Raw genomic sequence first — 20,803 nt, 5'->3', positions numbered from 1 at the left:
ACCGCCCGGGTTCCGCAGACGATGCGGAGCCCGGGCGGTTCGTCGTTTCCGGGGGTGCCCGGTACGGCCGTGCCGATCACGACCGGGCGTCCTGCTGTCGGCTCGTCGGTGATCGGTCGGACGGCCCCTAGTAGATGGAGAAGACCGACGCCCAGTTCTGGCCGGCGGAGTTCGCGCTGGCGGTGTTGGCGGTGACCGCCTGGCCCGCGATGGCGTTGCCGTCCAGGACGAAGCCGGTGGCCGGGTTGGCCACGGTGTAGGTACCGACGGAGTTCTGGGTGACCGTCCAACGCTGGTTGGCGCCACCGAGGTTGACGGCCGTCAGGGAGATCTGGCCGCCGGCGACGGTCGGTGCGGTCAGGTAGAGCGGGATCGGGCAGCTGTCGAGGATCCGCACGGTGCCGTCGCCGTTGGCGACGAACTTCCAGCGCTGCGAGGCCATGGTGGTGTTCAGGGTGGCGAACACGGCCACCGACGGGATGCTGCCGGTGCAAGTGCCGTTGCGCTGGAGGGCGACGCCGCCGCCGTTGCTGAGCGCGTGGTAGCCGTTGTCACCGACCACGGTGGGGCCGTAGTTGATGGCGCTGCTGTCCAGCGCGGTCAGCGCGGCGCCGGTGGTGGAGAGCGGTGGCACGGCCGTCGGACGGACGTTCTTGAAGTAGTCGGCGAAGGTCGCGGGCGTGTGCGAGGTCAGGGTGGCGATCGTGCGGTCCCAGCTGCCGTCCACCTGGTTCCACAGCTGGAGCAGGGCGCCGTCCACGTTGCCCTGCACCTGGTCGCCGGTCTGCCAGCCGTAGGCGGCGGTGAACGGGTAGGACGAGCCGTCCGACCACACGTAGCGCTGGTCGCCCTCCAGGTAGGCGGCGACCGAGTCGGCGAAGCCCTCGGTCCAGGCGCAGGTGGCGGAGGACGTGTACTGGATGTAGTGCGGGTTGCAGTTGGTGACGGCCGGGAAGGTGCCGTTGTAGAGCCGCTGCTGGAAGAAGTGCCCCGTCTCGTGCAGCACGGTGTGCTCGGAGTCCGGGTCGGCGTCGGCCAGGTGCAGGGTGTTCGACAGGTCGTACCAGGCGCCGTCGGTGGAGCCCGCGTACCACTGCTCGGTCAGCATGGTGCAGGTGGCGGCGTTCGCCTCGCTCGTGGTCCAGCACGGGGTGGTGGAGTTGGCCCGGCGCGACCAGAGCAGGTTGACGGTGTCGAAGGCGTGCCAGGCGCGCTGCGCGGTGGTCGGCTTGACGGTGCCGAGGGCGACGCCGGCCGATACGTTCGACAGGGTCGGCGTGTTGAAGGCGTAGACCGTGCCGGTGTTGTCGGCGGTCCGCCAGACGTGGTTGTTCTGGGCGGCGAAGCGCACGTACAGGTGATCCATCGAGGTCGTGGTGACCGGGGTGTAGCAGAGGTTGAACGAGCCGTCGGCGGCGCCGGTCAGCTGGGTGTCGGTGTTCAGCTTGTGGTCGGTGTCGGTCGACTTCTCCCGGCCCCACAGCTCGACGGTGGCGTTGCGGGCGGCCTTGGTCAGGGTCGGCTTGGAGGTGCCCGCCTCGGCGGACTGGTAGTCGTACTTGAGATTGCCGCTCAGGCAGATCGGCGACGTGGCGGAGGCGACTCCCGCCGTGAGCGGGACGATGCCGGCCGCGGCGAGCAGGGCCGGCACCAGGAGGCGCAGCGCGATGGTGGGACGGTGAGACATGGACGTCCTTCCCGACGAGGTGCCCGGACCGCTGGACGGCGGAGCGGGCGCACGGAGTCCGGGTGGGGGCCCGGCTCCGGCCCGTGGCGCGCCGTGGGGTGACGAGGCGTCAGCGGACCGTGAGCCATCGTCCTGTCGGCGACACGCCGTTCACCAGGGGCGTGCGGAATCACGTGTTCCGATTGCGGACCCAGTGTGCGCGCCCGGCGCAAAACGGCTCGCGCGCACGCCGCTGAGCGAGCTGATGCGCCGTCAGGCGGCGGGGAAGGTGCTCAGGGCGAAATCGACGATGCGGTGCAGCTGTTCGGCCGGGGTGCCGTCGGAGGCGCGGACGGCGAGGCCGTGGGTGAGGGTGGTCAGGTAGTCGGCGAGCACGGCGGGGTCGGTTCCGGGTGCCAACTCGCCCGCCTCGGCGGCCTGTTCGAGGCGGGTGCGGAGTGCGGCGCGGCCCTCGGCGCGGCGGGCGGCGGTGTCGGCGCGGACGGCGGCGGAGCCTTCGCCGGTGGCCAGTGCGCCGTGCACCAGCAGGCAGCCCGGGCTCTCCTCGTGCGTGACCGCGGCGACGGTGCCGCGCAGCAGGTGTTCGGCGACAGCCCGGCCGGTGGGCTCGTCGAGCGCCTCCCGGACGTGTCGAGCCGGCCCGCGGTGGTAGTGGTCCAGGCACTGGCGGAACAGCGCCTCCTTGTTGCCGTACGCGGCGTACAGGCTGGGCCGGTTGATGCCCATGGCCGCCGTCAGGTCGGACAGCGCGGTGCCCTCGTAGCCGTGCCGCCAGAACACGTGCATGGCGCGCTCCAGCCCGTCCTCCAGGTCGAACGCGCGCGGACGGCCCGTCATGTCGCCCTGCCTTCCGTGGGTTTCGGTCGAGTTCTGTACCGATCGATATGATAGCGTCCCCGATATGTACCGAGCGGTACAGATATCGGAGGGGAACCGTCATGACGCTCACCACTGCCACCTTCGCGCCCGACGTGCTGGCCGGCCGCACCGCACTTGTCACCGGCGGCTCGCGCGGCATCGGCGCGGCCACCGCGCTGGCGCTGGCCGCGGCCGGGGCGGACGTGGCGATCAGCCACAGCGGATCGGCGCCGCGCGCGGAGGCGGTGGTCCGGGAGATCGAGGCGCTCGGGCGGCGGGCCGTCGCGTACAAGGCCGACCAGGCGGACCCGGCGCAGGTCGCCGAGCTGGTCGGCGCCGTCGCGGCGGACTTCGGGCGGCTGGACGTCCTGGTCAACAACGCGGGCGTGATCGCCACCGGCCCGGTCGACGAGCCGGTCGACGAGGAGGCGCTGGCGCGGCAGTACGCCATCAACGTGCGCGGGGTCGCGGCCGCGATCCGGGCGGCCGCGCCGGTCATGGGCGACGGCGGACGGATCGTCACCATCGGCTCCAACCTGGCCGTCCGCCCGACCCGGCCCGGCACCGCCGACTACGCGGCCGGCAAAGCCGCGGTCACCGCGTACAACCGGGCCGCCGCGCTGGAGCTCGCCCCGCGCGGGATCACCGTCAACGTGGTGCAGTCCGGCTCGGTGAATACCGAGATGAACCCGGAGGACGGCCCGAGCGCCGACGCCCAGCGCGCCCTGAACGCGCTCGGCCGCTACGGCCGGCCCGAGGAGCTCGCGGCCGCCGTGGTGTTCCTGGCCACCCCCGCCGCCGCGTTCATCACCGGCAGCGTGCTGGCCGTGGACGGCGGCTTCTTCGCCTGAGCGGGCGCCCCGGCCCTGCCGCGTGGCGGTGGGGCCGAGGGTCCGTCAGGAGAGCTGGCCGGGCGGGAGGGTGGCGATGCCGGCGGCCAGGAAGGACATGGCGGCGTCCAGGTGGGCCTCGGTCGGGCGGAGGTAGAGCTCGCAGACGACGGCGGCGGCGGTGGCGGCGACCATGCGGGGGCCGAAGTCGTCGGGGGCGTCGCCGCGTTCGGCGGCGAAGATCCGGGCGCCCTCCTGGATCGCCTCGGTGAGGCGGCTGTTGGCGACGGCGCGCAGCTGGGGGTTGCGGTCGAGCATGGTCTCCCAGAGCGCGTCGAACTCGCTGTCGCCGGGGTTCTCGGCGAGGTCGGCGCGCAGCCAGCGCTCCAGGGCCTCCAGCGTGGTGGTGCCGGGCTCGCGGTGGTTGAGGGCGTGGCCGAGGCGGTCGGTGAACTCGGCGAGGTGGGAGGTCGCCAGGTCGAGCTTGGTCGGGAAGTAGAGGGTGACGGTCCGCGCCGACACCTCGGCCCGGTCGGCGATGTCGGCGATCGTGGTCGCCTCGAAGCCGCGCTCCGCGAACAGCTGGTAGGCCGCTCGCAGGATCGCCTCCCGGCGGCGGGCCTTGCCGCGTTCCCTTGCTCCCTCGGTCATGCGAGGCATGGTAGCCGATTCTACCGGTGGCGGTAATTTTGCAGTCGACTGCAAAGTTACCTTAGGGTGCAAAAATCCACTGGTTCTGAGCACGAGGGGGCGCGATGGCGTCGGTCCTGTACGCATGGGGACGATGGGCGGTCCGCCGCCGAGGCCGGGTGATCGGCCTGTGGCTGCTGCTGCTCGCGACGATCGGCGCCCTCGGCACCACCCTGGCCGGGCCCACCAGCACCGAGTTCACCGTCCCAGGCATCGAGTCCCAGCAGGCCCAGGAGCTGTTGGAGCGGAAGCTGCCGGAGTCCGTCGACGGCACCGCCCGCCTGGTGATGGCCGCGCCCGCCGGCCAGAGCCTGGACACCCCCGCCGCCAGGGCCGCCGTGGGGGAGAGCCTGCACCGGGCCGCCGGGATACCCGGAGTGGTGCACGTCGCCGACCCGTTCGAGAGCCACAGCGTCTCGCCGGACCTGCGGATCGCCTTCGCCGACGTGCAGTTCGACCGCCCCGCGCACGACGTCCCGCAGAGCGCCAAGGACGCGCTGACCGACGCGACCGCGCCGCTGCGCGAGGCCGGACTGCAGGCCGAGTTCGGCGGCAGCGTGATGGAACCGGCCTTCGAGGTCGGCGGCCCCGCCGAGGTGATCGGCGTGCTGGTCGCGTTCGCCGTGCTCGCCGTCGCACTCGGCTCGCTGGTCGCCGCCGGGCTGCCGCTGCTGACCGCGTTGGTCGGCGTCGGCATCGGCGTGCTGGGCGCCCAACTGCTGGCCAACGTGGTCGAGATGACCGGCACCGCGACGGTGCTCGCGCTGATGATCGGCCTCGCCGTCGGCATCGACTACGCGCTGTTCATCATCGCCCGGCACCGCGAGCAGCTCGCCGAACCCGGCAGCGAGATCGAGGAGTCGGCGGCCCGCGCCACCGCCACCGCGGGCAGCGCCGTGGTGTTCGCCGGCGCCACCGTGATCATCGCGCTGGCCGCGCTCGCCGTCACCGGCATCCCGTTCCTGACCGTGATGGGCCTGGCCGCCGCCGCGACCGTGCTGCTCGCCGTGCTGGTCGCCGTCACCCTGGTGCCCGCGCTGCTCGGCCTGCTCGGCGAACGCCTGCGGCCGCGGCCGAAGGCGAAGGCTGCCGCGAAGCCGGCCCGCTCGTGGTCGGCGGCCTGGGCGCGCGCCGTCACCCGCAAGCCGCTGCTGGTGCTGCTGGTCGGCGTGGTCGGGCTGCTCGCGCTCGCGCTGCCCGCCCGCGACCTGCGGCTCGGTTTGCCCAGCAACGCCTCGCAGCCCGCCGCCAGCACCCAGCACAAGAGCTACGACCTGCTCAGCGAGGGCTTCGGCCCCGGCTTCAACGCCACCCTGGTCGCCGTGGTCGACGCCACCGGCATCCCGGCCGACCGGCGCGAGTCCGCGCTCACCGAGCTGCACGCCACGCTCTCCGCCGACCCGGGCGTCGCCGCCGTCGGCAGGCCGATCGCGAACGCGGACGGCAGCACCGTCGCCGTGCCGGTCGTCCCCCGCACCGGGCCGGACGACCGGGCCACCAGCGACCTGGTCGACCGGCTGCGCGCCCACAAGGCGGACGTCACCGCGAGCGGCGGCACGCTGTACATCGCCGGGGCGACCGCCGCCGCGATCGACGTGTCCGGCAAGCTCGCCGACGCGCTGCCGCTGTTCGTCGGCCTGATCGTGGTCCTCGCGCTCGCCCTGCTGACCGTCGCGTTCCGCTCGGTGCTGGTGCCGCTGAAGGCGGTGCTCGGGTTCCTGCTGTCGGTGGCCGCCGCGCTCGGCGTCACCGTGTGGGTGTTCCAGGACGGCCACCTGAACGGCCTGCTCGACATCCCGTCCGCCGCGCCGGTGACGAGCTTCCTGCCGGTGCTGCTGATCGGCGTGCTGTTCGGCCTCGCGATGGACTACGAGGTGTTCCTGGTCAGCCGGATGCGCGAGCACCACCAGCACACCGGCGACGCCGCCGGGGCCGTCGCGCACGGCGTCGCGCGCAGCGGACGGGTCGTCACCGCCGCCGCGCTGATCATGGTCGCGGTGTTCGGCGGGTTCGTGTTCAACCACGACCCGATCATCAAGTCGATCGGATTCGCCCTGGCCGTCGGCGTGTTCATCGACGCCTTCGTGGTCCGGATGACCCTGGTGCCCGCCGCGATGGCCCTGCTCGGCGCCCGCGCCTGGCGGCTGCCGCGCTGGCTCGACCGGATCACCCCCGACGTGGACCTGGAGGGCGCCGGTCTGCCCGCCGCCGAGGTCCGGCCGGCCGCGAAGGCCGCCGAACGGGTCTGACGGAGCAGAACACGGGCCGGGCCCGGGAGTCGTGACTCCCGGGCCCGGCTCACTGCTGCTCGGGTCAGCAGGGGACCGCGGCGTTGACGGTGACCGGGGACGGGCCCCAGCCGAACTTGCTGACGCCGAAGGTGCCGCTGACGGTGGAACCGCAGGCGACGGTGGCGGTCGGGCCGTTGACGGTGACCGTGCTCGCGAGGAAGTTCACGTTCTGCGCGATCGAGCCGAGCGAGGAGCCGCCGACGACCGTTCCGGAGAGCGTGGTGGAGAGCACCTGGGGCTGCGGCGGGAAGTCGGGGGTGGGCGGGCCGGCCAGGGCGACCCGACCGAGGAACTGGACGCTGCCGCCGGTGATCGAGGCGCAGACCTGGGTCATCAGCCCGGACTGGAGCGACCAGGGGCTGCAGGTCTCCGTGGCAGTGGTCGTGACAGTGGTGGCGGCCTGGGCGGGAGCGGCTGTCAGGGCGCCGACGGCGGCCATGCCCGCGGCGAGCAGGGTCAGGCCCTTCATCGAACGTCGGTTCATCGTGCGTTCTCCTCCATGTGGTGGTGCCCAGCTGAGGCACGTGGTAGCAAGGTGTCGCATGTGATATTTCACATGCGCCATGACGTAACCTGCCACAGGTTCGAATGCTGGCGATGTCATTCGGCGAGGAAAAGGTGCGCTCGACCGGAAAATGACCTTCGATGGCGAGATTGCGCTGTGATTGCCGACACTTGGGGAAGTCTTGGCAGGGCCACCCCGGAATCTTCGGACACGAGCCGTCCCCCTCCGGGCACCCGGTCGGTCGATCCGACGACCCGAGTGCCCGGAGGGAGCGGGAGCCGATCGGCGACTACGCGGCGGCCGGGCCGTACACCATGTGCACGGTGCCGCCGGCGAAGGCCTGGCAGGAGAGCAGCGTCAGCTCGACCGGGCCGGCGAGCTCGTCGAACAGGCGCATGCCGGTGCCCCGGGCCACCGGGTGGACGAACAGGTTCAGCTCGTCCAACAGGCCCGCGGCCAGCAGCTGACGCACCACCGAGACCGAGCCGGACATGCCGATCGGGCCGCCCTCCTCCTGCTTCAGCGCCGTGACGGCCTCGATCAGCCCGCCCTTCAGCTGCTCCGAGTTGCGCCAGGTGAAGGAGAGGTCCTGGCGCGAGACCACGATCTTGCGGGTGTCGCCGATCGCCTTCGCCATCCCGGCCTCCTCGCCGCCCGCCTCCTCGACGGCCGGCCAGGCGCCCGCGAACACGTCGTAGGTGGTGCGGCCCATCAGCACGGTGTCCGACGCGCCCAGCAGCGCCCCGACCGCCGCGCCCAGCTCGTCGTCGAAGTACTTGAAGTGCCACTGCTCGGGGGACTCCACGACGCCGTCGGCGGAGATGAACAGACCGGCGGTGATCTTCCTCATGGGGTGGTGCTCCTTGCTCGTTCTCGGCGTGTTGCGCGCTTACAACCGGTCAGACGGGGCCCGGGCGCCGGACTCATCGGTCCCGGCGAAGAAATCCGAAAAACTTTTCTTGGACCCGTCCGTCGCTCCACCGATGAGTCCGCGAGCGTCGACCGGTCAGCACCGGCATGCACACCGAAGACACCGTCGAGTTCGACGTACCGCCGCAGCACGCCGCCCGCCCCTCGCTGGAGGAGCAGTTCGCCGCGCTGCTGGACGCCCACCGCCCGCCCGCCCGGATCGCCCTGCTGGTCGGGAACGTACTGCGGCCCGCCCCCGGCGACCTCCAACGCCTCTGCAGGCTGGGAGTACTCGCACGGCGGGCGGGCCACCAGGTGGTACTGCGCGGCGTCGGCCCCCGGCTGAGGCTGGTGCTCGACCTCACCGGGCTGGCCGACACCCTCCACGAGGGCTGACGCGATGTCAGAGCCGCGGATCCTCCATCAACCGCATCGGCAGACCCCACAGCGGGAACAGCCGGTCCACGTCCATGTGATTGGTCATCGTGGCGATCCGGCCGTCCACCACCTCCAGCACCGTGATGGCCCACGGCGTCCAGCCGTTGCCGTCCTCGGCCGACCGGTACTGGGCGAACGCGGGCGAGCCGTTCGCCTCCACCGGCAGCAGCCGCGAGTTCGCACACCCGCGACCCGGACCGCGCCACCACACTTCGAGCTCGTCGAGGCCCTGCAGCCACATCCGGAACGGCGGCATGTTCAGCACCGCGTCGTCGTGCAGCACCCGCTTCAGGCCCTCGATGTCGAACGACTCGAACGCCTGCACGTAGCGGGCCAGCAGCGCACGCTGCGCCTCGTCCAACGGCTTGAAGGTGTCACCCGCCGTCGCGCCGCTGTCCGCCAACGTCGCCCGGGCGCGCTGCAGCGCGCTGTTCACCGACGCCACCGACGTCTCCAGCAGCTCCGCCGTCTCCGCCGCCGACCAGGCCAGCACCTCGCGCAGGATCAGCACCGCGCGCTGCCTGGCCGGCAGCTTCTGCAACGCCGAGACGAACGCCAACCGGATCGACTCCCGGCCCAGCGCCACCTCCGCCGGATCCCCCGCCAGCACCCGCCCGTCCGGCACCGGACCCACCCAGATGTTCTCCTCCAATTGCGTCAGATCCGGCGACCCCGCCGGACACGGCGACGTCAGATCCATTGGCCGCGCCCGCCGCTGCGCCGCCGGCCCCATGTCCAGGCAGACATTGGTGGCGATCCGGTACAGCCACGTCCGCAACGCGGCCCGGCCCTCGAACCCGTCGAACTTCGACCAGGCGCGGACCATCGTCTCCTGCACCGCGTCCTCGGCCTCGAAGGCCGACCCCAACATGCGGTAGCAGTACGCCGTCAGCTCCCGCCGGAACGGCTCCAGCTGCTCCGCAACCCCGTCACGATCCATGATCACTGGCACGTCGGACACCCTAGACGGTGGCGCCGACAATCCGGCGGCTGCGGCATCATGACCGGGTGGAACTCGACGCGCACCGCAGCGAACTGACGGTCCATTGCTACCGGATGACCGGCTCGTTCCAGGACGCCGAGGAACTCGTCCAGGAGACCCTGCTGCGCGCCTGGAACGCCCGCGACCGCTACGACCCCACCCGGGCCTCGGTGCGCACCTGGCTGTACCGGATCGCCACCAACGCCTGCCTCACCGCCCTCGACGGCCGGGCCCGCCGGCCCCTGCCGTCCGGGCTCGGCGCCCCCGGCGACGACCCCGGCGCACCGCTCGTCCCCGCCACCGACGTGCCGTGGCTGCAACCCTTCCCCGACGGCCGGTACGACGTGGACGCCCGGGCCGAGCTGCGCCTCGCCTGGGTCGCCGCCGTGCAGCTGCTGCCCGCCCGGCAGCGCGCCGTGCTGATCCTGCGCGACGTCCTGGCGTTCACCGCCGCCGAGGTCGCCGAGCAGCTCGACACCACCGTCGCCGCCGTCAACAGCGCACTCCAGCGCGCCCGTTCCACCGTGGCCACCGTCGCCGCAGGATCGGCGGACACCCTGCGGGAACCCGACGACCTCCGGCAGCGGGCCGCCGTCGACCGCTACCTGGCCGCGTTCGAAGCCGCCGACGTGCCCGCGCTGGTCGGCCTGCTCGCCGAGGACGCCGTGCTCGAAATGCCGCCGGTCGCACTCTGGTTCCGCGGCCCGGAGGCCTACGGCGCGTTCATGGAACGGATCTTCCGCCTGCGCGGCACCGGCTGGCTGACCCGTCCCGCCCGCGCCAACGGCCAACCCGCGTTCGCCGCCTACGCACGCGAGGGCGGGCAGCACCGCCTGCACAGCCTCCAGGTCCTGGACCTGGCCGACGGACGGATCACCCGCAACACCGTCTTCACCGACCCCGCCACGCTCCGTGCCTTCGACCTGCCGGGGACGATCCGATGACTTTCCCGGCGATCCCCCTGACGATCTCCCCGGCGACTTCTCCGGCGATTTCTCCGGCAGGGGCGATGAGTTCGGGCCGCGCCGCCGGTACGTACCGGTGAGAGCCGCCGTAACAGCCCGGCGGCCACCGCACCGAACGAGGAAGGACGTGCGCGCCATGAGCGTCATCGTCATCGGCTTCACCACCCTGGACGGCCGGGTCACCGACCCCGACGGCTCCGGCGGAACCCCCGGCGGCGGGTGGATGTTCCGCTACGGCCCCGAACACGTCTCCGGCGACAAGTTCCGCCTCGGCGCCACTCTCGACGACGGTGTGCTGCTGCTCGGCCGCCGCACCTGGCAGCACTTCGCCACTCTCTGGCCCACCCGCGACGACCCGTTCTCCACCCGGATGAACGCCGCCGCCAAGCTGGTCGCCACCCGCACCCTCACCGGCGCCTCCGCCTGGGCCAACTCCCGCCTGCTGGAAGGAGACCTGCTCACCGCCGTCAAGGCCGAGCAGCGGGACGTCGTCGTCACCGGCAGCGTCGGCGTGGTGCACCAGCTGATCGCCGCCGACCTGGTCGACGAGTACCGCATCCTCACCGTCCCGGTCGTGCTCGGCGTCGGGGCCCGGCTGTTCCCCGACGGCGCGTCCGCCGCCGACCTGCGCTGCGTGCAGGCGGAGCAGGTCGGGCCGATGCTGTACGCCCGTTACCGGCGCAGCTGAGCGGTCCGCGGTCGACCTGCGGGGGTGGGGAGTACGTGGCAGCCTGGCACTGCCCGGAACCGTCCGATTGCAGGGAGTAATCATGGGCATGAGTGACAAGTTCAAGGACAAGGCCCGGCAGGCGGAGGAGCAGGCCAGGCAGCGCCTCGGTCAGAAGTCCCCGCAGGGCGACGACCAGCAGAAGGCCGCCGACCAGCAGCAGGGGCAGCAGAGCATGGACGAGCAGCAGGACGAGGAGCAGCAGTAAGCGCCTGCGGGCACGTGCGAACCGGCTCCCGGCACGGTCTTCGTGCCGGGAGTTCGTGCGGGCGGCGAGGGCTCGCGTCCAGGCCCGGTGTCGCGGGTCGGCGGCGAGGGTCGGCGGCGAGGGTCGGCGGCGAGGGTCGGCGGCGAGGGCTGGTGTCGCGGGCTGGCCTGCGGCAGCGGTGCGGAGTAATTTAGTTCACATCAGCTAATTATCATCTGGCTTCCAGCGGGTGGGGCAGGAGATGGCCGACGTGACCAAGGGAGCGGGCGGGCTGGGGCGGATCGGGGTGGAGCATCCGCGCTACAAGTGGGTCGCGCTGTCGAACACCACGCTCGGCATGCTGATCGCCACCGTCAACGCCTCGATCGTGCTGATCTCGCTGCCGGCGATCTTCAACGGCATCCACCTGAACCCGCTGCAACCCGGCAACGTCAGCTACCTGCTGTGGATGCTGATGGGATACATGCTGGTCACCGCCGTCCTGGTGGTGACGCTCGGGCGGCTGGGGGACATCTGGGGGCGGGTGCGGATCTACAACGCGGGCTTCCTGATCTTCACCGTCACCTCGGTGATCCTCTCGCTCGACCCGATGGCGGGCGGCGGCGGAGCACTCTGGCTGATCGGCTGGCGGGTGGTCCAGGCCGTCGGCGGTGCGATGCTGATGGCCAACTCGGCGGCGATCATCACCGACGCGTTCCCGGCCCGGCAGCGCGGCATGGCGCTCGGCGTCAACATGGTGGCGGCGATCGCCGGTTCGTTCGTCGGACTGGTGCTGGGTGGCCTGCTCGCCGAGTGGAACTGGCGGTCGATCTTCTGGGTCAACGTCCCGATCGGCATCATCGGCACCGTCTGGGCCTACCGCTCGCTGCACGAGACCGGCATCCGCCGGCCGGGCCGGATCGACTGGTGGGGGAACATCACCTTCGCCGTCGGCCTGACCGCGCTGCTCGCCGCCATCACCTACGGCATCCAGCCGTACGGCGGCCGCACCATGGGCTGGACGAACCCGTGGGTGCTGACCGGACTCGTCGGCGGCGCCGCCGTGCTGGTCGCGTTCTGCGTCATCGAGACCAGGGTCGCCGAACCGATGTTCCCGCTGCGGCTGTTCCGCGACCCGGTGTTCGCCGGCGGCAACCTGGCCACCCTGCTCGGCTCCGTCGCCCGCGGCGGACTGCAGTTCATGCTGATCGTCTGGCTGCAGGGCATCTGGCTGCCGCTGCACGGCTACGACTACGCGGACACCCCGCTGTGGGCCGGCATCTACCTCGTCCCGCTGACCGTCGGCTTCCTCGCCGCCGGCCCGATCGCCGGACACCTCTCCGACCGGTTCGGCGCCCGGCTGTTCGCGGCCGGCGGCCTGGTGGTGATGGCCGGCTCGTTCGCCGGACTGCTGCTCCTGCCCACCGACTTCGGGTACCTCTGGTTCGCCCTGCTGGTGTTCCTGAACGGCCTCGGCGGCGGCCTGTTCGCCGCGCCGAACACCGCGCTGGTGATGTCCAGCGTCCCCGCCGCCGACCGGGGCGCCGCCTCCGGCATGCGGGCCACCTTCCAGAACGCCGGCATGGTGCTGTCCATCGGCGTGTTCTTCTCGCTGATGGTGGCCGGTCTGGCCGGCTCCCTGCCGGGGACCCTGAGCAGCGGACTCACCGCCCAGGGCGTCTCCCCGGCCGACGCCCACGCGGTCGCCGGACTCCCGCCCGTCGGCACGCTGTTCGCGGCGTTCCTCGGCTACAACCCGATCCGCGAACTGCTCGGCCCGCACGTGCTGTCCACCCTGCCCGCGTCCAACGCGCAGACCCTGACCGGACGCGAGTTCTTCCCGCACCTGATCTCCGGGCCGTTCCACGACGGACTGATGGTGGTGTTCTCGCTGGCCATCGCGATGTCCCTGGTGGCCGCCGTCGCCTCGCTGCTGCGCGGCCGGGCGGCGGAGCGGGGAGCGGTCGCCCAGGACCCGGCCGTCGCGCGGGAGACGGCGTGAACGACTCGGCAGGGCAAGGGAGTTCGGCAGTCGGGGGCGGGCTCGACCCGGCCGCGGTGGTCCGGCTGCGGCTGGTCGTCGCGCGCCTGCACCGGCAGCTCGCCCAGGCGTCCGACCGGCAGGACTTCACCTTCGCGCAGCTCTCCGCACTGGCCCGGATCGAGGCGCACGGCCCGATCCGGCTCGGCGAACTCGCCGCCCGCGAACGGGTCGCCGCCCCGTCGATGACCCGCACCGTCACCCCGCTGGTCGCCTCCGGCCTGGTCACCCGGCTGCCCGACCCGGAGGACGGGCGCTCCGCGCTGGTCGAACTGTCGCCCGAGGGCGTCGAGTTGCTCGCCGAGATCCGCCAACGCCGCTCCGAGGTGCTGGCCCGTCGCACCGCCGAGCTCGACGCGCGGGAGCGCGCCGTGCTGCTGGAGGCGCTGCCGGTGCTGGAGCGGCTGGTGGCCTTCGAGGACTGAACGGGCCTTGGACGCTGGCGAATTGACGTGTCGCCAGTTCGGCGGCCCGGCCCGGCGGTCGACGCGTCGTGGCGCCACGTCGGCGGTGGGAGGTCGGCCGGCCCCTCGACAAGTCGAACGGCGATCCGCTACACCGGTCGGGTCCGGATGTTCGCCACCTCCCGAGCCGGAGACCGATCCGATGCAGGCGCAGCTGCTGGTGCTGGAGCACGAGCCGAGGCTTCGACACGCCAGTGCGGTGGGGATGTTCCTGCTCGTCGCCGGCCTGCCGACGCTGCTGGTCGCCGGTCTCCCCGGTGTCCCGACCACGGCGAGGGTCGTCGTCGGGCTGTGCTGCACGGCGATCGGGGCCTTTCTCGGGGTCCGGGCCGAACGGGCCGTCGTGGTCTGCGAGTCCGACGGGATACTGATCCGGGGATTCGTCCGCAGTCGGCGTATACCGGTTCGCGCCGTCGTCGGCCTGCGGGGCATCCACCTGTACTGGTGCAGCCCGCGCGGGCTCGACCTCTCGGAGCTGACGGTCTGGGACGAGCTGGTGACGAGCGCCGCGGTCGAGACGAAGCGCCGGGCACTGCCGAGGTGAGAGTCGGCCCGAACCACCGTGCCCGCCCGGCCGGCGAGGAACGGCAGGGCGGGACGGCGGGGCAGCAGTCACCAGCGTCGTGGCCGCGGCCGGGCCCCGGCAAGCCGGTTCGCGGGGAATGGCCGGGCGACCGCCGGCCTGGCCGGAGACGTTCGCCCGGCTGCCCGAAAAGGGCGCCTGATCAGGACACCTGTGCGGCGATGCCGTCCAGCACGATCTCCAGGCCGGCCTCGAACTCCGCGCCGGGCGTGGGGTGTTCGCCCTCTACGACGAGCTCCGCCAGGTGCGGGTGGCGGCCCTCGTCCAGCACCTGCCGCAGGTACGGGGACATGGCATCCCGCCACTGCTCCTCCGAACGGCCCTCCACCCGGTCCGCCTGACGCTCTGCCAGCTCGGTGCGCAGTGCCCCCACCAGGTAGGCGTGGAACGCGGCCGCGGCCCGGCGCAGCGCGGCGGGGCGGCCGGTGAGGTTCGGCACGGTGCTCAGCACCGAGAGCCTGGCCTCCAGCGCGGTCAGCGCGTGCGGCCCCAAGTGTGGTCGGCCGCCCAGCAGTTCCGGGAACCACTCGTGCCGCAGCGCGGCCCGCCTGGTGAGGCCGGCGATCAGGCGCAGGCCGGCCCGCCAGTCCGGCGAGAGGTGGGCGGCGGGCGGGACGATCTCGGCGTAGACCGCGTCCGCCATCAGGTCGAGCAGCTCGTCCTTGGTGTCCACGTACCCGTATAGCCGCATCGGGCCGACCTCCAGCGCCGCCGCCACCCGGCGGATCGAGACGCCCTCCAGGCCGTCCGCGTCCGCGAGTTCCAGCGCCGCGCCGACGATCAGCTCCCGGCTCAGCGGATGCGGCGTCCGGCGGGCCGGTGGCTCGGGGCGGGCCCAGATCGGGGTGGACCCGGAATCAACGGGCTGACGGGGTGTCATGAGGCGTTCTCCGATCGGGCGGTGGCGGGCGGCCGGACTCTGTCGATACAGTGTATCGAGCGATACGGTGTATCAACCAGCTTGGGGGAGACGCATGTCCACAGAGATCGCGACAGACATCGGCATCGTCGGAGGAGGCCCGGGCGGTCTGACGCTGGCCCGGCTGCTCACCCGGCGCGGCATCCCGGTCACGGTGTACGAGCGCGACGCCGGACCGGATGCCAGGCTCCAGGGCGGCACCCTCGACCTGCACCTGGAGACCGGCCAGCGCGCCCTGCGCGAAGCCGGCCTGACGGAAGCCTTCCGCCGCCACGCCCGCCCGGAAGGGCAGGACCTGCTCCTGCTCGACCACACCGGCACCCTGCTGTACCGCGAGGACACCCCCGCCACCGCGCCCGGCGACACCCCGCCGAGGCCCGAGATCGACCGCACCGACCTGCGCGCGCTGCTGCTCGGCTCCCTGCCGCCCGGCGCCGTCCGGTGGGCGCACACCGTGCGTCACGCCGCGCCCGCCCCGGCCGGCGGCTGGCGGCTGCACTTCGCCGACGGCGGCACCGCCGAACACCGCGTCCTGGTCGGCGCCGAGGGCGCCCGCTCCCGGCTGCGCCCGCTGCTCACCCCTGTCGAGCCGCACCACCTCGGCGTCAACACCGTCGAGGGCGTCATCCCCGCCGTCGACCGCACCCACCCCGAACTGGCCGCCGCCGTCGGCCGGGGCAGCTACTGGGTGATCGGCGACGGCCGGTCGGTCGCCGCACAGCGCTGCTCCGACGGCCGGGTCCTGGTCCACCTGTCCTTCCACGGCCCCGCCGACTGGCTCACCACCTGCGGCATCCCCTTCGACCGCCCGGCCGAGGCCCGCTCCGCGCTGCTGGAGCTGTTCGCCGACTGGACGCCCACCTGCCGCGGGCTGATCGCCGCCTGCGAGGGCGAACTGACGCCACGTCCGCTCACCGCCCTCCCCGTCGGCCTGCGCTGGCCGCACCGCCCCGGCCTCACCCTGCTCGGCGACGCCGCCCACCTGATGCCGCCCGTCGGAAACGGCGCCAACGCCGCGATGCGCGACGCCCTCGAACTCGCCGACGCCCTCACCGCCCACCCGGCCGACCCCGGGGCGGCGCTGCGCGCCTACGAGGACGAGATGTTCGCCCGCACCGCCGAGGTCGCCGCCGAGTCCGACCGGGTGATGAGGCTGATCCACTCACCGGCCGGCGCGCGGGGCGTGGCCGCCTTCTTCAACGGCGAGGGCGTGGCGGACGGGTAGGCCGCTTCGGGCGGGCCTCGGCGGTCCGGTCACTGGACCAGGAACCAGCTCTGGTAGGGATTGGTGCGATTGCAGCCCTCCTCGCGAAAGAGGTACGGGCTGTTGTTGCCGTTGTCCAAGCAGGAGCGGACGGCGAAGTTGAAGAACTGGGTGCCGATCGCCCCCTGCGTCATCGCCCAGATCTGGTACGGGTCCTGGCTGTTGCAGGACTTCATCTGCACCGTGGAGGCGCTCGTCGCCCGGACGCAGCGGCCACTGCTGTCGTTGCGGAGCTGGACGTTCGGGTAGCCGGTGTCGGGGGCGGCGGACGCGACCTTCCAACGGCTGTTGGCCGCCGAGGTGCTGTACGTGGTCGAGCTCAACTCGTAGCTGCCGTAGACGCTGCCGAGGTGGTGATCGATGAACTTGCTGCTGCCGATGACGAGATTGTCCACGTTCACATAGGCGTTGGCCGTGCCGGAACCGGCGACCAGGGAGACGAGTGCCGCCGCCGTGCCGAGCGCGGCCGCGAGACGCAGCTTCATGCTCCGACCCTCCGTGGGGGATGGGGCCTGGACTTCCGTCTCCACGCTAGCCGCAGGCGCCCCGCCCGCGGCAGCGGCGGGCAGGGCACAGGCAGAGCGTTCGGCGCGGCGGAGCGCCCCCGGGGCGTGGAGGACGAGCGGCCGGGTCTGGGATCCTTGCGGTATGAGCACACCTTCGAGCACGCCGCCGGACGGGCTGCCCCGCTACCGCGTCCTGACCGGCCCCGACGACGCCTCGTTCTGCCACCGGGTCAGCGAGGCGCTGGCCCTGGGCTACGAACTGCACGAAGGGCCCGCCGTCACGTTCGACGGCGAGCGGGTCGTCGTGGCACAGGCGCTGCTCTGGCCGCAGCCGTCGCGGCAGTCCTGACGGGGTTCAGCCGACGGGCAGCAGACGACAGGGGTGGACCAGGTACGGGCCGAGCAGGCCCTCGCGGTCGCCGTCCTTGTAGGCGATGGCGGACCCGGTCAGACCGTCGCCGTCGGTGCGGAGTTCCAGGCCGAACGACGGGCTGTTCAACCGGGCGTCGACGGTGGGGAGTTGGAGGTCGGCGGCGAGGCGGACGTCCCAGCGGTGGGAGGCGGCCGCCGGGACGGTGACCGGCGGGAGATCGGCGAGTGCGACGCGAACCTGACGATCCGTCAGGACGTCCAGCCGCAACGGGATCTCACCGTCCAGCGTCTCGATGCGGCCCGCCCAGCCGCCCGGGGCGAGCGTGAAGTCCCGGGCCCGCTCGGTGACCGGCTGGAGGTGGCCGGAGTCGAACTCCGGGGCGACGGCGTCCATCAGATGACGGACCACGGCGTTGCGGGCGGACTTGTCGGTGGAGTTGGCCAGCACGGCGAAGGAGAGCTCGCGGTCGGGCAGGTCGATCATCATGGTGGAGACACCGCCCATGCCACCGCCGTGGCTGGAGATCACCGAGCCGCCCTCGCGCTGGACGATCCGACCGAGACCGTAGTCGAGACGGTCGGTGATGGCCGGGCCGTCCAGCACCGCCGCGGCCGTGGCCGGCCGGAGCAGCCCCGCGGAGCGGCGGGCGAACAGCGCGATGTCACCGGCCGTGGCCCAACCCGACCCGGCGGCCAGGTGACTGCTGTGGCAGTCCGGGTACGTACGGCCGTCCGGGGTGTAGCGCCGCGCGACGGGTGCGGGGCCGGGGTGGACGTCGCCCAGCTCGAAGGACGTCAGACCGAGCGGCTCGGCCACGTGCTTGCGCAGGTGCGTGCGCAGGGACTGGCCGGAGACCTGCTCAAGGAGCTCGCCGAGCTGCCCGTACCCGAGGTTGGAGTACTCGAAGTCACTGCCCGGCGTGCGCACTTGACGGAGGTAGGCGGCCGGGTCGATCGGTGACGGCTCGTCGCCGTAGTGGAAGTCGTAGTACGCCGGGAACCCGCCCCGGTGCTGCATCAGCTGACGCGGCGTCGGCGCCGTCGCCCACGGGTGACTGCCGGGCACGGGCGCGTCCAGGTCGAGCAGGCCGCGGTCGGCGGCCAGACACACGGCCACGGCCGTGAACGCCTTGGTGATCGAGGCGAGACCGTAGGCGGTCTCAGGAGTGGCGGCGCGACCCGCCGCGACATCCGCCAGCCCGTAGGCCCGCGCGAACACCAACTCCTGCCCCTGCGCCACAGCCACGCTCACCGACGGACACCCGTGCGCCGCCAACGCCTGCTCGCAGAACTCGTCCAGCCCGTCCAGCACGCTCATGCCCTCCCCGCCCAACGAAAACCGTTCCGGGACGGATGCTAACCGTCGGCCGCGGAACTGGTGGGAGGGGGTGGGCTGTTGGGGGCCGAGTGGGGGAGGTGTCGGTTGGTGGATGGGGAGGGGGCGGACGGATGCCAGCCGTCGGCCGCGGAACTGGTGGGAGCGGGTGAGCTGTTGGGGGTGGCGTGGGGAGGGAGCCGGTTGGTCGATGGGGTGGGGGAGGGGGCGGACGGATGCCAACTGCTGGCTGCGGAAGTGCCGTGAAGGGGCGGGTTGTTGGGGCGGAATGGGGGAGGGGGCCGGTTGGTGGAGGGGACAGGGGAGGGAGCCGCGCGGGCGGATGCTAACCGCCGGCCGCGGAACTGGTGGGAGGGGGTGGGCTGTTGGGGGCCGAGGTGGGTGGTGTGCGGTGGGGCAGGCCGTGGGGGGCGTCAGGGGTGTGGGGTGGCGCGGAGGGCTACTTCGAGTTCGAAGCGGGTGTCGGGGGAGGAGAGGGACGGGCCGAAGAGGCGGTGGACGCGGTGGAGGCGTTGGCGGGCGGTCTGGGGGTGGATGCCGAGGCGGGCGGCGACCTGGGGGGCGGTGCCGCGGCCGGTCTGGAGCCAGGCGAGGAGGGTGGCGGCGAGGCGGTCGCGTTGTTTGGGGGTGAGCGGGGCCAGTGGGGCGAGGCGGCGTTCGGCGATCAGCCGGACCAGCGCGGGGTCGGTGAGCAGGAGCAGGTCCGCGAGGCGGTCGCGGCAGTCGACCGGCTGGTCGGGGGCCTGCGGGAGGGAGGCGCGGACCAGACGGGCCCAGCGCAGCGACTGCGCCGCCAGGGCGGGTGGCACCGGCGGGCCGATCACCGCGCCGCGGCCCTGGAGGGCGGCAGTGATCCGGGGGTCGGTCAGGGCGGTCGCCGGGTCGGGCAGGAGCAGGTGGGGCTGCGGGGCCTCCAGGTTGATCAGGACGTGGTCGGGCAGTCGGCCGTCGCCCGCGGGTCGGGCGCCGAACGAGGCGATCCGGGCCAGCGGTTGACGGGTCGTCGGAAGGGGCGCCGACGGGCCCGAGGGGCGCGGGTCGAGCGAGACGCCGGCGAGCAGCGCGGGCAGCGGCCAGTCCGCGGACTGTGCGGCGGCGGTGAGTTCGGCCGGATCGGCGGTACCGGACAGCAGCAGGTCGAGCAGCCGGTGCCGGGCTCGGCCGAGCGCCCCCGCCCGGTCGGTGCGGGCATCCATGTAGCCCTGGACGCTGGCCGCTGCGACCTCGTCGATGTGCGCGAACACCGCCTCGGCCAGCGTGACGAGCTGCTCCGGGTCGAGGCGGTGGCGGCGGGCCACCCGGGCGTAGCGGCGCCAGGCGATCCGGGCGCCGAGGCGGAACGCCGCCTGCAGGGCGTCCAGGCTGCGGCCCTCGGCGAGTTCGCCGCGGCCCAGCGCCCGGTAGACCCGGACCTGTCGCGGGCCGGCGGCGGGCAGTCCGGCGACCCGGTCGACGAACTCGGCGAGCGCGGTCTCCACGCCCTGCTGGATTCCGGCGCCGAATTGGCCGGAGAGCGGGCGGGCGAATTCGGGGACGGCGGACCTGATCTCCCGGATGATCTCGGTCGCCAAGGATTGCTGCTCCGCCCTGAGTTCGGCCGATAATTCGCGCGGAAGTCCCTCCCAGGGCCCAGCCAATTCCGATCCTCCCGGTAGCGATAATCCGTTCCAACGGGGGTCCCGTGCACACCCGGCGGCGGTCGACGACAGGGGGAGTATGCGGCGAGGCCACGCACCGGTCAATAGGTCCGGCGCAGTCGTGCGGGCCTCACCGGGGAGGCCGGACGGGCGGAAACGCTCGCCGTCGTGACAGTTCCGGAGGGGGAGGGGCGCGATTCCTGGCACCCGCCGATGCCCTTTTCCCGGCCCGGAGGGCGAGAAGTCGACGCACCGTCGGAGAAAGAGCCGGCCGGGCCGACCGCGGGCGATGGAATTCCGGGCCGGTCCGGAAGTGCGGCCAGGGCGCGGAATACGGGGAAAGCGGAGAGCGGCGGGACTCGTGAACTCACCTGCCAGGAAGGCGGGTTGGGGAGGATCAAAGGCCTTCGGCGGGAGGTGCCTCGATGCTGCCGTCCTGGCCGCAGCGCCGGCGGATCGCCGAGGCCGACATCGTCGCCGCGCGGCGCAGCTGGGTCAGGGCGGCTGGGCGGCGGCGCCGGCTGACCCGCGCCCCGGGATGCGCCGGCTGGGCGGGAGCCGGCTGCAGGTCTCCGCGGGCGACCACCCACCGATGCAACTAGTACTGCAACA

General features: G+C 72.8%; 21 protein-coding genes. 11 read left to right on the top strand and 10 right to left on the bottom strand.

Annotated features, from left to right (window positions below; genetic code table 11):
• Positions 1-127: 127 nt before the first annotated feature.
• Both IEZ12_RS34780 and IEZ12_RS34775 read right to left on the bottom strand, forming a co-directional pair.
• Positions 128-1,687: an RICIN domain-containing protein gene (locus IEZ12_RS34780; protein WP_189278034.1), complete on the bottom strand. Its 1,560-nt coding sequence runs from the start codon at positions 1,685-1,687 to the stop codon at positions 128-130.
• Positions 1,688-1,939: 252 nt separating this feature from the next.
• Complete coding sequence (locus IEZ12_RS34775) at positions 1,940-2,524, bottom strand: TetR/AcrR family transcriptional regulator (protein ID WP_189278032.1); 585 nt, start codon at positions 2,522-2,524, stop codon at positions 1,940-1,942.
• Between the two features lie 101 nt (positions 2,525-2,625).
• On the opposite strand from IEZ12_RS34775, the gene IEZ12_RS34770 reads away from it, so the two are divergent.
• Positions 2,626-3,396, top strand: a complete 771-nt coding sequence (locus IEZ12_RS34770; RefSeq protein WP_043907328.1) for an SDR family NAD(P)-dependent oxidoreductase — start codon at positions 2,626-2,628, stop codon at positions 3,394-3,396.
• A gap of 45 nt (positions 3,397-3,441) precedes the next feature.
• Here IEZ12_RS34770 and IEZ12_RS34765 read toward each other — a convergent pair whose 3' ends face one another.
• On the bottom strand, positions 3,442-4,026 hold the full coding sequence (locus IEZ12_RS34765; RefSeq protein WP_052508980.1) for a TetR/AcrR family transcriptional regulator: 585 nt from the start codon (positions 4,024-4,026) through the stop codon (positions 3,442-3,444).
• 104 nt (positions 4,027-4,130) lie between these two features.
• On the opposite strand from IEZ12_RS34765, the gene IEZ12_RS34760 reads away from it, so the two are divergent.
• Positions 4,131-6,314, top strand: coding sequence for an MMPL family transporter (locus IEZ12_RS34760; protein ID WP_189278030.1), 2,184 nt, complete (start codon positions 4,131-4,133; stop codon positions 6,312-6,314).
• A 64-nt stretch (positions 6,315-6,378) separates the two neighbouring features.
• On the opposite strand, the gene IEZ12_RS34755 is transcribed toward IEZ12_RS34760, so the two are convergent.
• Both IEZ12_RS34755 and IEZ12_RS34750 read right to left on the bottom strand, forming a co-directional pair.
• A complete protein-coding gene (locus IEZ12_RS34755) occupies positions 6,379-6,840 on the bottom strand; it encodes a hypothetical protein (protein ID WP_189278028.1) in 462 nt (153 codons plus the stop codon).
• A gap of 310 nt (positions 6,841-7,150) precedes the next feature.
• On the bottom strand, positions 7,151-7,711 hold the full coding sequence (locus IEZ12_RS34750; protein ID WP_189278025.1) for a dihydrofolate reductase family protein: 561 nt from the start codon (positions 7,709-7,711) through the stop codon (positions 7,151-7,153).
• Between the two features lie 167 nt (positions 7,712-7,878).
• On the opposite strand from IEZ12_RS34750, the gene IEZ12_RS34745 reads away from it, so the two are divergent.
• Positions 7,879-8,166, top strand: coding sequence for an STAS domain-containing protein (locus IEZ12_RS34745; RefSeq protein ID WP_189278023.1), 288 nt, complete (start codon positions 7,879-7,881; stop codon positions 8,164-8,166).
• A gap of 7 nt (positions 8,167-8,173) precedes the next feature.
• On the opposite strand, the gene IEZ12_RS34740 is transcribed toward IEZ12_RS34745, so the two are convergent.
• Positions 8,174-9,148: a sigma-70 family RNA polymerase sigma factor gene (locus IEZ12_RS34740; RefSeq protein WP_189278047.1), complete on the bottom strand. Its 975-nt coding sequence runs from the start codon at positions 9,146-9,148 to the stop codon at positions 8,174-8,176.
• Positions 9,149-9,264: 116 nt separating this feature from the next.
• Between IEZ12_RS34740 and IEZ12_RS34735 the strand changes: the two genes are divergently transcribed.
• The 6 genes from IEZ12_RS34735 to IEZ12_RS34710 all read left to right on the top strand — a co-directional run bounded on the left by IEZ12_RS34735 (position 9,265) and on the right by IEZ12_RS34710 (position 14,118).
• Positions 9,265-10,134, top strand: a complete 870-nt coding sequence (locus IEZ12_RS34735) for an RNA polymerase subunit sigma-70 (protein WP_373295563.1) — start codon at positions 9,265-9,267, stop codon at positions 10,132-10,134.
• A 157-nt stretch (positions 10,135-10,291) separates the two neighbouring features.
• Positions 10,292-10,843, top strand: a complete 552-nt coding sequence (locus tag IEZ12_RS34730) for a dihydrofolate reductase family protein (RefSeq protein ID WP_189278019.1) — start codon at positions 10,292-10,294, stop codon at positions 10,841-10,843.
• A gap of 88 nt (positions 10,844-10,931) precedes the next feature.
• Positions 10,932-11,090, top strand: coding sequence for a hypothetical protein (locus IEZ12_RS34725; RefSeq protein ID WP_189278017.1), 159 nt, complete (start codon positions 10,932-10,934; stop codon positions 11,088-11,090).
• A gap of 250 nt (positions 11,091-11,340) precedes the next feature.
• Complete coding sequence (locus IEZ12_RS34720) at positions 11,341-13,071, top strand: MFS transporter (protein WP_444542901.1); 1,731 nt, start codon at positions 11,341-11,343, stop codon at positions 13,069-13,071.
• Entirely contained in the window at positions 13,068-13,535 is a 468-nt protein-coding gene (locus tag IEZ12_RS34715) for a MarR family winged helix-turn-helix transcriptional regulator (protein ID WP_189278013.1), read from the top strand. Before IEZ12_RS34720 ends, IEZ12_RS34715 begins: the two co-directional genes overlap by 4 nt.
• A 181-nt stretch (positions 13,536-13,716) precedes the next feature.
• On the top strand, positions 13,717-14,118 hold the full coding sequence (locus IEZ12_RS34710) for a hypothetical protein (RefSeq protein WP_189278011.1): 402 nt from the start codon (positions 13,717-13,719) through the stop codon (positions 14,116-14,118).
• A 181-nt stretch (positions 14,119-14,299) separates the two neighbouring features.
• On the opposite strand, the gene IEZ12_RS34705 is transcribed toward IEZ12_RS34710, so the two are convergent.
• A complete protein-coding gene (locus IEZ12_RS34705; RefSeq protein ID WP_189278008.1) occupies positions 14,300-15,037 on the bottom strand; it encodes a TetR/AcrR family transcriptional regulator in 738 nt (245 codons plus the stop codon).
• A gap of 94 nt (positions 15,038-15,131) precedes the next feature.
• Here IEZ12_RS34705 and IEZ12_RS34700 point away from each other — a divergent pair, with 94 nt between their 5' ends.
• Positions 15,132-16,301, top strand: a complete 1,170-nt coding sequence (locus IEZ12_RS34700) for an FAD-dependent oxidoreductase (protein ID WP_189278006.1) — start codon at positions 15,132-15,134, stop codon at positions 16,299-16,301.
• A 29-nt stretch (positions 16,302-16,330) separates the two neighbouring features.
• Here IEZ12_RS34700 and IEZ12_RS34695 read toward each other — a convergent pair whose 3' ends face one another.
• Positions 16,331-16,825, bottom strand: coding sequence for a ricin-type beta-trefoil lectin domain protein (locus IEZ12_RS34695; protein WP_189278004.1), 495 nt, complete (start codon positions 16,823-16,825; stop codon positions 16,331-16,333).
• A gap of 163 nt (positions 16,826-16,988) precedes the next feature.
• On the opposite strand from IEZ12_RS34695, the gene IEZ12_RS34690 reads away from it, so the two are divergent.
• Positions 16,989-17,195 (top strand): DUF1737 domain-containing protein, encoded by a 207-nt coding sequence (locus IEZ12_RS34690; protein WP_189278002.1) that lies wholly within the window; start codon positions 16,989-16,991, stop codon positions 17,193-17,195.
• A 6-nt stretch (positions 17,196-17,201) separates the two neighbouring features.
• On the opposite strand, the gene IEZ12_RS34685 is transcribed toward IEZ12_RS34690, so the two are convergent.
• Together IEZ12_RS34685 and IEZ12_RS39730 are read right to left on the bottom strand one after the other, a co-directional pair.
• The gene (locus IEZ12_RS34685) at positions 17,202-18,536 is read right to left on the bottom strand and encodes a serine hydrolase domain-containing protein (RefSeq protein WP_189278000.1); all 1,335 of its coding nucleotides are present in this window, start codon (positions 18,534-18,536) and stop codon (positions 17,202-17,204) included.
• Between the two features lie 431 nt (positions 18,537-18,967).
• Entirely contained in the window at positions 18,968-20,191 is a 1,224-nt protein-coding gene (locus IEZ12_RS39730; RefSeq protein ID WP_189277998.1) for a helix-turn-helix domain-containing protein, read from the bottom strand.
• Between the last annotated feature and the right edge of the window lie 612 nt (positions 20,192-20,803).

It is taken from the genome of Kitasatospora griseola, from assembly GCF_014648555.1.
GTDB classification, from domain to species: domain Bacteria; phylum Actinomycetota; class Actinomycetes; order Streptomycetales; family Streptomycetaceae; genus Kitasatospora; species Kitasatospora griseola.
Note: the sequence above shows the minus strand (reverse complement) of the source record. Positions and strands in the feature narration are given on the sequence as shown.

Excerpts from the sequence above, each read along its gene's own strand:
- IEZ12_RS34780 (WP_189278034.1), bottom strand. The coding sequence starts at position 1,687 with ATGTCTCACCGTCCCACCATCGCGCTGCGCCTCCTGGTGCCGGCCCTG.
- IEZ12_RS34775 (WP_189278032.1), bottom strand. The coding sequence starts at position 2,524 with ATGACGGGCCGTCCGCGCGCGTTCGACCTGGAGGACGGGCTGGAGCGC.
- IEZ12_RS34770 (WP_043907328.1), top strand. The coding sequence starts at position 2,626 with ATGACGCTCACCACTGCCACCTTCGCGCCCGACGTGCTGGCCGGCCGC.
- IEZ12_RS34765 (WP_052508980.1), bottom strand. The coding sequence starts at position 4,026 with ATGACCGAGGGAGCAAGGGAACGCGGCAAGGCCCGCCGCCGGGAGGCG.
- IEZ12_RS34760 (WP_189278030.1), top strand. The coding sequence starts at position 4,131 with ATGGCGTCGGTCCTGTACGCATGGGGACGATGGGCGGTCCGCCGCCGA.
- IEZ12_RS34755 (WP_189278028.1), bottom strand. The coding sequence starts at position 6,840 with ATGAACCGACGTTCGATGAAGGGCCTGACCCTGCTCGCCGCGGGCATG.
- IEZ12_RS34750 (WP_189278025.1), bottom strand. The coding sequence starts at position 7,711 with ATGAGGAAGATCACCGCCGGTCTGTTCATCTCCGCCGACGGCGTCGTG.
- IEZ12_RS34745 (WP_189278023.1), top strand. The coding sequence starts at position 7,879 with ATGCACACCGAAGACACCGTCGAGTTCGACGTACCGCCGCAGCACGCC.
- IEZ12_RS34740 (WP_189278047.1), bottom strand. The coding sequence starts at position 9,148 with ATGGATCGTGACGGGGTTGCGGAGCAGCTGGAGCCGTTCCGGCGGGAG.
- IEZ12_RS34735 (WP_373295563.1), top strand. The coding sequence starts at position 9,265 with ATGACCGGCTCGTTCCAGGACGCCGAGGAACTCGTCCAGGAGACCCTG.
- IEZ12_RS34730 (WP_189278019.1), top strand. The coding sequence starts at position 10,292 with ATGAGCGTCATCGTCATCGGCTTCACCACCCTGGACGGCCGGGTCACC.
- IEZ12_RS34725 (WP_189278017.1), top strand. The coding sequence starts at position 10,932 with ATGAGTGACAAGTTCAAGGACAAGGCCCGGCAGGCGGAGGAGCAGGCC.
- IEZ12_RS34710 (WP_189278011.1), top strand. The coding sequence starts at position 13,717 with ATGCAGGCGCAGCTGCTGGTGCTGGAGCACGAGCCGAGGCTTCGACAC.
- IEZ12_RS34705 (WP_189278008.1), bottom strand. The coding sequence starts at position 15,037 with ATGACACCCCGTCAGCCCGTTGATTCCGGGTCCACCCCGATCTGGGCC.
- IEZ12_RS34700 (WP_189278006.1), top strand. The coding sequence starts at position 15,132 with ATGTCCACAGAGATCGCGACAGACATCGGCATCGTCGGAGGAGGCCCG.
- IEZ12_RS34695 (WP_189278004.1), bottom strand. The coding sequence starts at position 16,825 with ATGAAGCTGCGTCTCGCGGCCGCGCTCGGCACGGCGGCGGCACTCGTC.
- IEZ12_RS34690 (WP_189278002.1), top strand. The coding sequence starts at position 16,989 with ATGAGCACACCTTCGAGCACGCCGCCGGACGGGCTGCCCCGCTACCGC.
- IEZ12_RS34685 (WP_189278000.1), bottom strand. The coding sequence starts at position 18,536 with ATGAGCGTGCTGGACGGGCTGGACGAGTTCTGCGAGCAGGCGTTGGCG.